The organism is Kitasatospora sp. A2-31 (assembly GCF_022288725.1).
Lineage (GTDB): Bacteria > Actinomycetota > Actinomycetes > Streptomycetales > Streptomycetaceae > Kitasatospora.
Window position 1 is genome coordinate 91,449 of the sequence record NZ_JAKNTA010000008.1, and the last position, 12,091, is coordinate 103,539.

Below are 12,091 nucleotides of genomic sequence, written 5' to 3' on the forward strand. Positions count from 1 at the left end.
CATGGTCAGGCGAAGAGTCCTTCCTGGCGTTGCGGCGGAACCTCGCCGTCGGTCACCAGGGTGCGGTGCCGGCCGTCCCACTCCCAGCGGGTGACCAGGACGGCGGCGATCTCGTCGACGCGGGAGAGCTGGGCGATGGCGAGGCCCGGCACCTGCGGGTAGCAGCCCCATTCGCGCTCGGAGGTCATGACCACGTCCAGGTCGAAGGCGGTGAGCAGTCCGAGCGACTTGGCCCGGGAGTCGTCGTCGACGCCGGCGAAGGCCTCGTCCAGGGTGACCAGGCGCGGGGCGTGCGGGTTGCCGGCGGAGGCGTAGTGCGAGGAGGCGGCGGCGAACAGGGGCAGGGAGACGGAGAGCACCCGCTCGCCTCCGGAGGCCGGGCCGGTGGCGGACTGCCACCGGCCGTGCTGGTGGCGCTCGATGCCGAACTCGTGCCAGGAGCGGTAGTCCAGAGCGGTGCTGAGGTGTTCGAGCCAGGTGCCGGCGGGGTTGTCGGTGCGGGCGCGGTCGATCTGGGCCTGGAGGAACTCGCCGAGGGCGGTGCGGTCGGCGGCGGTCCAGGCGTCGGAGGACTGGCGCAGCAGGCGGTCGCGGGCGGCGGTCAGGCCGCCGGGCGCGTTGCGCGCGGGCCGCCAGACCAGGCGGAGCAGCATGCCGGTGCTGGTCGGGCGGTCCTTCAGTTCCTCGTTCATCTTCAGCACCTGGTGCTCGGCGGCGCTGACGAGCTCCTGGAGGGTCCCGGCCACCTCGGTGATCAGGTGATTCTCCAGGATCTCCTGCTCGCGGGCGGAGAGCAGCTGCTGGCGGTCGGCCACCTCTGCGGTCAGGGCGGCGGCGAGCGCGGGGACGGAGCGTTCCCGGCCTTGGAAGACGACGTCGACGACCAGACCGTCGTCCATCATGCGGGCGGCGGCCGTGTGCCCGTGGCGGGCCAGGGCGTCGGAGAGGTCCTTGAGCTCTTCGGTGATCCTGCGCTGGACGCGCTCCCACGCCGGGTCGGAGTCGTCGACGGACTCCAGCTCGCGTTCGACGGTGCGGGCGAGCCGGACGGCCGGCTCGGGAGCCCAGGAGTCGGAGGCGTGCTCGAGCTCGGGCAGGGCGACAGCGAGCAGGCCGGTGGCGGCGAAGCGGCGCAGCGCGTCGATCGCCTCCTCCCGGGTGCGGACGGTGTCCTCGATCTCACCGCGTACCCGGGTGCGCAGGGCGTCGGCGGCGGCCTGGCGGCCGGTGGCGGCGTTCTGCTCGCGGCGGGTGGCCCGCTCGGCCTCCTCGCAGTCGCGCAGGGCGGCCTTGACCTGGTCGAGTTGGCGTTGCAGCTCGGCGACGGCCGCGCCCACGGTGGCCTTGAGCGTCTCGTGGCGTTCGCCGGCCGCGACGGCCTCCCGGGCCGCCGCGCGGGAGCGCTCGGCGAGTTCGGCGGCGTGCTCGACGGCGCGGGTGTGGTCGGCCTCCTCGGTGGCCAGTGCGGTACGGGCCGCGCGGGTCTCGCGCACGGCCGGCCAGAGTGCCGCCAGGGCCTCGCGGTAGGAGCCGAGCGCCTCGCGGATGCCGCGCAGGCCGGTGCTGCTGGTCGGCAACCCCAGCTCGGCGGCGATGGACTGGAGTTCTTCCGTCGCCCGGTCGGCGTCGGCGGCGGCGTCGGCGGCGGCCCGGTCGGCGGCGGTGCGGCGCTCGGCGGCCCGGGTGTGCTCCTGCTGGGCCGCCGCGACCCCGGCCTGGGCGGCGCGCAGGGCGGAGTCGTCCGGCAGCGCGGCCTGCTCCGCCGCGAGGGTGCGTGCGTCGGCCGCCGTGCTCTCGGACCGGTCCGCCAGGTCCTGCAGCCGCCCTGCGAGGTGGTCGAGTTCGGCGTTGACGGCGGCGATCCGGGCGCGCCTGGCCTGTTCGCGCGTGCTCTCGCCCAGGTACTCGGCGGTCGGCTTGGACCAGGCGCCGGTGAGTGCTCCGAGGCGGAAGCGGCCGTCCAGGCCCACCCAGCTGCCGGTGTCCGGGAGATCGTCGTCCACGTCGAGCAGGCCGATCCCGCTCAGCAGCCGCGAGACCAGTTCGTCCGGCAGGGCGGCGGCGGCCGGGTCGGCGCGGTCGACCGCCGGGCGCAGGACGCCGGCCAGCGAGCGCCCGTCCACCGGCGGGCCGGCGGTCAGCAGGGTGTCCCAGGTATCGGCGGCGGCCAGTGAGCCGTCCGGGCCGACCCAGGCATCGAGCAGACCGGACGCCTCCAGGGCGGCTTCCAGCCCAGCGGTCCGGTGGTCCGGCAGCTGATCCCTGAAGTCGACCAGGCGCCAGAGCGGCGCGCCCGGGCGGTCCTGCCGGGCCTCGGGGGAGCGGGTGTGCGGCGCCTGCGGACCTCGCTGGCCGCCGGAGGTCAACTCCGCCAGTTCGGCGCGCAGTTCTTCCGTACGGGTGTGCAGCTCGCGCTGCTGGAGGTCCAGTGCGGCGCGCCGGGAGGCGAGTTCGGCGCCGACTGCGGAGGCGGTCTGCTGCGCCGCGGTACGGGAGGGGTCGGGGCCGTTCAGCGTCTCGACCCACTGGGCGAGTTCGTCGAGCATGCCCTCGGGGTCGGCGGGGCGGAGCAGCGTGCAGGAGGTGAAGTGGGCGCGCACGGCTGAGAGGTAGTCCCGGCCTGCCTGCGCGGCGTTCTCCTCGGCCTCGGTCCGCAGGTCGGCCCGGCGGGTCAGGTCCTCGTCGGCATCCGCCAACTGCCGCCGTTTCCGGTCGAGTTCACGAAGCGCGTCCTGGGCTGCGGCCAGCTGCTCCTCGACCAGGACGACCGAGCGCAGCCGCCGGTCGGTGAACTCGGCGCAGCTCCGCTGAGTGGCCTCGGGCGGATCCCCCGCTGCGAGCGGGAGGCTGACCCGGTCAGTGTGCTCCCGCTCCACTCCGGCGGACGCGGCCGCCTCTGAGGCCCTGGCCAGGGCGGCCTCCTGTGCCCGGTCGGCGGCTTCGGCGCGCGAACGCGCCGCGCCGAGCCGGGTGACGTACCGGGTCAGCTCGTCCTCGGCGCGGGTGCGGTCCCCCTCGGCGCGTTCGGCGTCTCGGGCGGTGCGTCCGGCGAGGTCGGCGGCCTGCTCCAGCTCGCGGGCGCTGCGCATCTCCGGGCCGGCCCGCAGGGCCTCGTCCCTGGCCCGCAGGCCGGAGCGCAGCCGGTCCAGCTCTTCCAGTCGGGCCTCGGCCGCCTCCAGTGCGACCCCTGCCGCCTCGAAGTCCTGCTCGGCGGTGTTCAGTTCGGTGCGCAGTGCCTCGTAGCGGGAGTGCTGCGCCCGGGGCGCGCGGGCCTTGCGCCGCGCGGCCACCCGGGCGTACCGGCGGTAGTGCTCCAGGAAGCCGGTGGCGGCGCGCTCGGCGGCCACCATGACCGCGAGCTGCTCCTTCTCCTCGTCGAGCGAGCGGAACGCCTCGGCGACGTCCGCGATCACGGCCTGGTCCATCGGCGGCAGCGACTCGGTGAGCGCCTGGGAGAGCGCCTTCTCGCTGGGCCGCTTGGACAGTTGCGGTTGGCGCAGCTGGACCAGCAGGTCGACCAGGGCCGCGTAGCGCTGCTCGCCGAGGCCGAACAGCGCTTCGTCCACCGCTCGGCGGTACGCCCGTGCCGAGTCGTACACCAGGCCGCGCCCGTCCAGCGCCTCGGCCAGCCGGTCGCGGGTGATCGCGGCGCCGGTGGAGTCCAGCAGCCGCAGCTCGGGGCCGATCCGCCGGTCGGTGACGAAGTACCAGTGCCGGGCGATACCCCTCCCGCTGACTGCCTTGAGACCGCAGCCCAGGGTGGTGTAGTGCGAGGTGCCGTCCTCGTCCAGGCGGCCGAACTCGATCCAGGTGTAGCCGAGCCGTTCGGGGTGCGGGTGCTCGCCGCCGAGCAGGAGGTTCCACTCCATGCGCTTCTTCGGGTCGGCGTCCGGCTCGACCCGATGCGGTGAGAGGTCCCCGTCCAGCAGGAAGGGCAGGGTCAGGGCCAGCACCTTGGACTTGCCAGTGCCGTTGTTGCCGCGGAACAGGAGGCGGCCGTCGCGGAAGTGGAACTCCTCGACGTCGTAGTAGAAGAGGTCGACCAGGCCGACCCGCAGCGGCTGCCAGCGGGTGCGGCCGGCGGACGGCAGCGCGACAGTCGGGTTCATCGGGTCCTCTTGCCTTTCGTGCTCTTCGCGGACTTCTGGGAGGACTTGCGGGGGGCGCTCTGGCCGGGCTCCAGCAGGATCGTCTCGCCGACCCGGTAGCGGTCCAGCGCTGGGCGGGGACGGACGGCGGGGGTGCCGTCCGGGGTCGCCGCGCGCTCCAGCAGCCCGAGCGCGACCAGCCGTTCGACGGCCTGTTCGGTCAGCTCGGTCTCGGCGCCGGGTACGGTGGCGCTACGCCGCCAGAACCCGGCGTGCTCCAGCGCCCAGCCCGCCACCTGGCGGTGCAGCTCGGAGAGCGGGACGCTACCGCCCTTCCCGGCCAGGTACTCGGCGAGCAGGAGTGCCACATGGCCGTCGGTGCCCTGCTCCGGCATTCGGAGATCGGTCAGGTCGTCGTCCGGGTCCACCATGGCGATGCCTTCGGCCCGCACCTCCGGGACCAGTCCGGTGAGTTCACTGATCCGGCGGGTCAACGCACCGCGCTGGGAGGCGAGATAGGCGCTCTCGGCCTCCGACAGTCCGTCGGCGTACAGCACCGGATCGTCCAGCAGCCGCCGGGTCAGCGTGTGTCGCAGCGCGCGGTTGCGCAATTCGTCGCTGTCCGGCAGCACCTCGGCGTTGAGTTCGGCCAGCCGCTCCGCGAAGCCGTCGGCGCGTACGGTGCTGGGCCCGCGCCGGGAGACCAGCAGCCCGGCCAACACCCGGCGGTCCACGTCGTACAGGGCGTCACCGGCCGACTTGAGAAACGCGTCCTCGTCGCCGGCGACCTTGGCCAACACGCCCCACTCCAGCAGCAGCCGGACCACCGCCACCAGGTCGGTGCGCTGCTCGCGGTCGGAGAGGGCGAAGTCTATTCCGGTACTCTCCAGCGCCGGGTCCGCAGCCGCGAGGACCACCTGCTCGGCCAGCCGCCCCAGCGCGATCTGGTGCTCGGCACGCTCCAGCACCGCCAGGCACAGGCAGACCAGGACGTAGCGCCGCCGGGAGAACGGGAGTCCGGTGCGCTGGTCCCGTGCCGGGTGGGTGGGATCGCTGTCCAGGCCCGGGATGCGGCGCAGCCGGGCCACCTCGGAGTCCACCAGCAAGGCCCAGCCGGTGTTCCGTTCGAACCAGGTGCGCAGTTCGGCCGCGTGCTGTCGGACCAGGCGGAACTCGTCGGAGTGGGGACCGCCCGCGCGCAGCAGCGGTCGGCGCAGCAGTGCCCGCGCGGCCTTGCGGAACTCCTCCGCCCGCTGCGCGGCGAGGACATCGCCCAGGCGGTTGTCACGCACGGCCCGCTCCCGCCGGTTCGGCGGTGAGGTCGATGATCTCGACCAGGTGCTCGGGACCCCGGAGGATGCCGTCGAGGGTGTGGATCTCGGCGATCCCGCCGCCCGGGAAGCCGGTCAGCCTGATCTCCATCGTCCCGTCGTTGGTGGTGGTGGACACCGACTCCGCGCCAGGCCGCCACTTCGCCAGGGCGTCCCCGAGCAACTGCAGGAACAACCGGAAGGAATCCCGGTCCAACTCGTCGAGGTCGCTCAACCGGACCTCCCCGCGGGTAGCCAGCCGGGCCCGGGCGGCGGCGGTCTGCTCGGCCTGCTTGCGTGCCAGCTCGGCCAGGTGCGCCTTGGCCTCGGCACGGTCCTGCACCGCCCTGTTCCGGCCGCGCCGCTCGTACGAACCCGTCCGGCGCAGCTGCGGGCTGATCCGCACGCCCGGTGCGTCGTACCAGGACGCGGAGGGCGGCACCGGCTCGGCGTCCCGTTCGGCCAATGCCTCCTGGTCGATGGTCAGATGACGTGCCGAGTACAGCCCGAACGCGGATCGCCACAGTCGGTGGCGGGCCTCGTCGTCGGGCGCCTCGGCGAACCAGCGGGCCAGCTCCCGGAAGTCGGCTGAGCGGTCCGACCGGCCGGCCCGGCGCTCGTTCAATGCCTGGACGACGGCGAGCATTTGTGGAATGGCCTGGCGGGCGGCCGAACGCAGGAGCTTGGCCTGGGAGTTGCGCCCCGGCACGCTCAGGAACCACGCCCGCAGGCCTTCCCAGCGCCCCTCCCAGCGGCGTTCGGAGCCGGCCAGGGCCTCGGCGGCGGCGTCCGGGGCCGCGTCGGATGCCTCGCGCTCGGCGGCCACCCGCAGCAGCGGCCCGACCGGACCCGCCTCAGGCGTGCCCAACTCCGTCAACAGACCGGCGATCTCGGCTCCCCGGGTGACCAAGTCCTCGATGAACCGCTCCAGATACTCGATCAGCCGCTGCTTGTAGGCGAGGAACACCTCGACTTCGGCCTCGTGCAGGTCGACCGTCCGTTGCAGCGAGTTCATGAACGCCCGCGCGTTCTCCGCCAGGCCCGAGAAGCGGTCCACCAGCGCCAGCAGCGACAGGTGCACCACGGCCGGGTCGGGTCCGGGCTGCCCGGCCAGCGCCAGCAGCGCCCGCAGCTGCACCGTGATGTCCGCCAGCGCCACCGCCTGCAGCTCACCGCGCCGACCGAGCGCCTCGTCGTACGCGGCCAGCGCCTCCTCGGCGGCCTCGCCCGCGCGGGAGAGCTGGTAGATGTGGCGGGAGCGGTAGAAGTCCTCCAGCGCGGTGACCCGGCTGGTGTCAGGGTCGGCCCGGAGGTTGCCCCATCTCGCGAGCCGCTCCAGCGCGGTCGCCACCCCTTCGAGCGGCGGCCGCCCTTCCGATGGCAGCCCCAGGTGCACGTCCTCCGGGCGCAGGTGGACGGTGAACTCCTGCTTGGCCCGGACGAACACCCCCATCACCCGGCGGTAGAGGGCGCAGTGCTCTGTGGTGAGGTGGGCGAACGGCTGGTACGGCCCGTCCCCGCGGCCGGTGTCGCCGACCGGCGAGCTCGCATGCGGGTCGTCGGCGCTGGTCATGCACGCCATTGTGCCGGATGGCCGAGTGCGTTCGGTCGGTTCGGTCGAATCGGACGGCTCGGTGCCCCGGGCTGCCCTACCATGCCGCGCGCTCCAGCCGCTGCCGCACAGGAGGCCGATGGCGCACCGACTGACCGCCCGCCATCATCTGGGCCGTGTTCAGCGGATGCAGATCGTCTTGGCGGTGAATCCGCCGATGAGGCGCTCGATGACCGACCAGGCTCGGTCGGTGGTCAGGACCGGGAGACCATGACGTTCGGCGACGGCGATGCACAGCGCATCAGCGGTGGAGAGGGTGCCTGGCCTGGCGGTGCGGGTGTGATGGAGATCTTCGTCAGTCCAGCGGGAGCGGGTGATGTATGAGAAGTGGCGGAGCTCGGCGGCGCGGACCGCGTCGGCGGCGGAGAGGTCCTTAACGATGGGCTGACACGGCTGCCTAGCAGCCCTGGCTTCGTCTCGGCCGACGCCGTTGTCGAAGGTGGACAAGTCGCGGCTTTCGGGAGACTGAAGTCGGTTCAGGGTCTCCCGGTGGACAGCCGGTGGACGGACGCCTTTGGACGGTGCAGCACGGGACGGCATCGCCTAACCTGCCGCATGCGCGCTGATCAGGCAAAACGTCAGGAGGTGGCACGATACGGCACGGCGCATCACGAACCCTCATGGTCTCGTAATGCGTAGCTCGCGGGTTCGAATCCCGCAGGTGGCTCAGAATGCTAAAGGCTCAGACCTCTGACCGGGCTTTTTGGTGCCTACTCGTGGCGACGGGGAGGGCGGTCGTGCTGATGCTGCCGTGGCGGTGCCCTTCGGGGTCCGGCCGCCAAGTCCTCTTGGAGGCAGGCCCAGCGTCGGGAGTCACGGGGCGGAGGCCGGTTCCTCCTGGGTGGGAAGCGCGTCTGCCCCCGGTAGACCGCCCAGGCGCCCGCAACCGAACCCATGGCGCCAACGCTCGAAGCGATCTCCCATGGGCCTGCCATGCCAGCTCCCCGCGAATGCAGTCGGTTCGGTGACTCGGAGCGGACACTAGCCGATCCGGACGGCAGGCGGGCCTGGAAGCAGCAAACCTCCGCCCGGGTCACGCTGGACGTGGCTCGGGCCTTCGGCGTTTGGGGAGCGGGGTGGTCGACGGGTTCGGGGATCTTGCCGTCGGGGGAGCGGGGGTGGGGTTTGAATGGGGGCGGGGCGTGGTGCCCCGGGACGGTGAGGGGATGGGGGGAACGGGGATGGAGCGCAGCAGTCTCTGGGTGCGGCGGTTCCAGCCGGCGCCGGAGGCCGGGTCGCAGCTGGTGTGCCTGCCGCACGCCGGTGGGTCGGCGGGGTACTTCCTGTCGGTGGCGCGGGCGATGCCGGCTTCGGTGGACGTGCTCGCGGTGCAGTATCCGGGCCGTCAGGACCGGGCGGGGGAGGCGTGCGTCGAGGACGTGCACGAGCTCGCGGACCTGGTGGTGGAGGAGCTGGGGCCCTGGGCGGACCGGCCGTTCACGCTGTTCGGGCACAGCCTGGGGGCGTCACTGGCGTTCGAGGTGGCGGTGCGGATGGAGCGTGAGGGCATGGGGCTGCTGGGGGTGGTGGCCTCCGGGAGGCGGGCGCCGTCGCGGCCGCGTGCGGCGGAGCGGGACGTGCACCGGCTGGACGACGAGGCGCTGATCCGGGACATGGTGCGGCTGAACGGGACGGACCCGGCGCTGTTGCGGGATCCGGAGATCCTGGCGATGGTGCTGCCGTCGGTGCGCGGGGACTACAAGGCGGCCGAGACGTACCGGAGCCGGCCGGGGAGCGACTCGATCACGCGGCCGATCCTGGCGCTGGTCGGGGACGTGGACCCGCAGGTGACCGAGGAGGAGGCGGCGGCCTGGGCCGCGCACACCACGGGCGGGTTCTCGTTGCGGACCTTCTCCGGTGGGCACTTCTTCCTCGACGACCACGTCTCGTCGGTGATCTGGGCGATCAGCGAGTTCATCGCCGGTCAGCAGTCGGTGGTCCGGTCGGGGCGGTCGGTCGGGCAGGGCGGTCGGTCGGGCCGGTAACAGTGGCGCCCGTCCGCCCCTGAGGAAGGGGGGCGGACGGGCGGGGGCGTGCGGTCTCCGATGCCGGCTCAGGCGGCCTGGCGGTGCTCGGCGGCCGCCCGGTCCTGGCTCGGTGCCGGCACGGGGCCGGTGCCGGTCCGCGGGCGCGGGCGCAGGAGGACGGCCACCAGGGCGGCGCCGGCCAGGGCGGTGAGGGCTGCGGCCAGCAGGGTGTGGTCCAGTGCCGTGGCGAAGGCGGTCCGGACCAGCGCCTCCGGGGTGTCCGCCGGCACCCGGCCGGTGCTCAGGGCCCGGGCGGCGGCCTCGGGGTCCGGGACGGCGGGGGCGTCGGCGAGTCCGCTGCGCAGGCCGTGGTGGAGGACCAGGCCGAACACCGCGATGCCGAGGGCCTGGCCGAGCTGGCGGAAGGTGTTGAGTGCGCCGCCGGCCATGCCGCCGCGTTCCCGCGGGACGGCGGCCATCGCGCTCGATGCGAGGACCGGGCTGACCGCACCGACGCCGAGGCCGGCGACCGCCAGACCCGGCAGCAGCGCGACCCAGCCGGAGGAGCCGTCCAGCGTGCACTGGAGCAGTCCGCCGACGCCGATCACGGCCAGGCCGCCGCCGAGCGGCACCGCGGCCGGGAGCGTGGACAGCCGGCGGCCGGCCACCGCGGAGACCGCGAAGGCGACGGCGCTCATCGGCAGCATGACGAGGCCGGCGGCCAGCGGCCCCTGCCCGAGCACCGACTGCAGCCAGAGCGAGGTGTAGGGGAGGCAGGAGAAGGCGGCGGCGGAGTAGAACAGGCCGCACAGCATGACGCCGGTGAAGGTCGGGCTGCGGAACAGCGCCAGGTCCAGCAGCGGGTGCGCGCTGCGCGCCTCGACCAGGACGAAGGCGGCGAGCGAGACGACGGCGACCGCGGCCAGCGCGAGCACCGGGGCCGAGGTCCAGCCGTCGGTGCCGCCGCGGATCAGCATCAGGACCAGCGCGCCGGCGGCCGCGGTGAACGCGAGGGTGCCGGGCAGGTCGATCCGGCGGGCCTGCGGGTCGCGGGACTCGGGCAGCGTGCGCAGGGTGAGTGCCACGGCGGCGACGCTGACCGGGAGGTTGACCAGGAAGATCGACCGCCAGCCCAGGTACTCGGTGAGCACGCCCCCGGCCACCGGGCCGGTGGCGGCCGCGGCGCCGCTGACGGCGCCCCAGACACCGAAGGCCACACCGCGGTCGCGGCCCTGGTAGGCGAGGTTGAGCAGGGCCATCGCGGTGGCGAACATCGCCGCCCCGCCGCCGGCCTGGACCACCCGGGCGGCGATCAGCACCGCACCGTTCGGCGCCAGCCCGCAGGCCAGCGAGGCGAGGGCGAACACCACCAGCCCGGCGGTGTAGACGCGGCGGCGGCCACGCCGGTCGGCCAGCGCACCGAGGCCCAGCATCAGGGCCGCCAGGGCGAGGGCGTAGCCGTCCAGGACCCATTGGAGCCCGGCGAAGTCCATCCCCAGGCCGGTGCCGATGTCCGGCAGCGCCACGATCACGATGCTGACGTCGGTCAGCAGCATGAAGACCCCCAGGCTGACCGCGACCAGCGGCCACCACTTGCTCATCCCCGTACTCCTTCGTCCGATGCCCGGTCCGGCCGGCCGAGGCTCCGTCACTTTGCGCCGCGGGCAGGCGGTTGCGCCGCTCGGCGGGCTCGAAGTGACGGAATCCGACACCGAGTAGCATCCCGTCGATGGAAAGCCTGACTCTGGACGAGCTGGACCGGGGGCTGCTGCACGCCCTGCACGTGGACGGCCGGGCGCCGTTCCGGCGGATCGCGGAGGTCCTCGGGGTGTCCGACCAGACGGTGGCCCGGCGCTACCACCGGCTGCGGGCCGACGACGGCGTGCGGGTGGTGGGGCGGACCAGGGCCCGGATGCTCGGCGAGGTCGACTGGCTGACGCGGGTCCGCTGCGTGCCGGACGCGGCGGGGGCGATCGCGGAGGCGCTGGCCCGCCGGCCGGAGACGTCCTGGGTGAGCCTGCTGTCGGGCGGCGGCGAGATCATCTGCAACACCCGCTCGCCCGCCCGGCCGGACCGGGAGGAACTGCTGCTGGGGAAGCTGCCGAAGACCCCGCAGGTGCTCTCGGTCAGCGCGCACTACCTGCTGCGGACCTTCGTCGGCGGGACGTCGGCGTGGAGCGGACGGACCTCGGCGCTGAGCGCCGCGCAGGTGGCCCGGCTGCAGGCCGGGGCAGGGGACGGGGCCGGGGCCGGGCCGATGGACGGGGCGGTGGACGGGCCGGCCGCCTCCGTGCCGGCCGCGCGGCCCGTGCCGGCGGTGCTCGACGGGCTGGACCGCGGGCTGCTGGCGGCGCTGGCGGTGGACGGGCGGACGCCGCTGGCCGAACTCGCCTCCCGGACCGGGGGATCCGAGGCGACGGTGCGGCGGCGGCTGGCCGCGCTGACCCGGTCCGGGCTGCTCCACTTCGACGTGGACGTGCAGCCCCGGCTGCTCGGTTTCGAGGTCGAGGCGTTCTGTTGGCTGACCGTCCACCCCGGGCGGCTGACGGCCGTCGCACAGGCGGTGGCGGACCACCCGGAGGTGGGGTTCGCCGCGGCGACCACCGGGCCGACCAACCTGGCGGCGGGCCTGGTCTGCCGGGACATCGAGGCGTTCTACGACTATCTGACGGACCGGTTGGGCGGGCTGGAGGGGGTCGTGACCCTGGAGTCGGCGCCGGTCGTCCGCAGCGTCAAACGGGCTGGTCTGCTGATCAGATGATCCGCGGAATTCTCGCAGTTTCGGCGCCGGCTCGATCAGATAGTTTGTCTACCTATTATAGGACAAGGATTACCCCTCGCGATTCCCCTCCTAAATGCTTCGCATCCCCTTCCGGTCGCCATTAGTATCGCAATGGTCGTTTTGGTGATCGTCCGGCCGCGCCGCGAAGGGGGTAGCCGTGAGTGGGCAGTCGCGAGCCGTGCCGCGTCATGGCGCATACCTGGGTCTGCCGGTCCTGATGATGTCGATACGGTCTCCGCGCTGAGCCGGCGCCGGGACCTCCGCCCGGTCGCTCGGCCGTTCCTCTCGGAATCATCGGTTTCCGATGGTCCTGGAATTGCCGATCCCGTACG

The 12,091-nt window shown here is 73.6% G+C and carries 7 protein-coding genes; 2 read left to right on the top strand and 5 right to left on the bottom strand.

The genetic code is table 11. From position 1 onward, the window contains the following. Nucleotides 1–5 precede the first annotated feature (5 nt). From MCM47_RS22840 to MCM47_RS22855, 4 genes are all read right to left on the bottom strand, one after another. Nucleotides 6–4,109, bottom strand: a complete 4,104-nt coding sequence (locus MCM47_RS22840) for a TIGR02680 family protein (protein WP_238863548.1) — start codon at nucleotides 4,107–4,109, stop codon at nucleotides 6–8. Further along, entirely contained in the window at nucleotides 4,106–5,380 is a 1,275-nt protein-coding gene (locus MCM47_RS22845; protein WP_238863549.1) for a TIGR02678 family protein, read from the bottom strand. Before MCM47_RS22845 ends, MCM47_RS22840 begins: the two co-directional genes overlap by 4 nt. Beyond that, nucleotides 5,373–6,971, bottom strand: coding sequence for a TIGR02677 family protein (locus tag MCM47_RS22850; RefSeq protein WP_238863550.1), 1,599 nt, complete (start codon nucleotides 6,969–6,971; stop codon nucleotides 5,373–5,375). Before MCM47_RS22850 ends, MCM47_RS22845 begins: the two co-directional genes overlap by 8 nt. Before the next feature lie 159 nt (nucleotides 6,972–7,130). After that, a complete protein-coding gene (locus MCM47_RS22855; RefSeq protein WP_238863551.1) occupies nucleotides 7,131–7,457 on the bottom strand; it encodes a PIN domain-containing protein in 327 nt (108 codons plus the stop codon). Nucleotides 7,458–8,191: 734 nt separating this feature from the next. Here MCM47_RS22855 and MCM47_RS22860 point away from each other — a divergent pair. Continuing rightward, nucleotides 8,192–8,995, top strand: a complete 804-nt coding sequence (locus tag MCM47_RS22860; protein WP_238863552.1) for a thioesterase II family protein — start codon at nucleotides 8,192–8,194, stop codon at nucleotides 8,993–8,995. A gap of 68 nt (nucleotides 8,996–9,063) precedes the next feature. Here the strand turns inward: MCM47_RS22860 and MCM47_RS22865 are convergent, their stop codons facing one another. Next, nucleotides 9,064–10,578 carry an MFS transporter gene (locus MCM47_RS22865; RefSeq protein WP_238863553.1) on the bottom strand — a complete coding sequence of 505 codons (1,515 nt, stop codon included), beginning with the start codon at nucleotides 10,576–10,578 and terminating at the stop codon, nucleotides 9,064–9,066. Between the two features lie 128 nt (nucleotides 10,579–10,706). Between MCM47_RS22865 and MCM47_RS22870 the strand changes: the two genes are divergently transcribed. Next, nucleotides 10,707–11,738: an Lrp/AsnC family transcriptional regulator gene (locus tag MCM47_RS22870; protein WP_238863554.1), complete on the top strand. Its 1,032-nt coding sequence runs from the start codon at nucleotides 10,707–10,709 to the stop codon at nucleotides 11,736–11,738. Nucleotides 11,739–12,091: the final 353 nt, after the last annotated feature.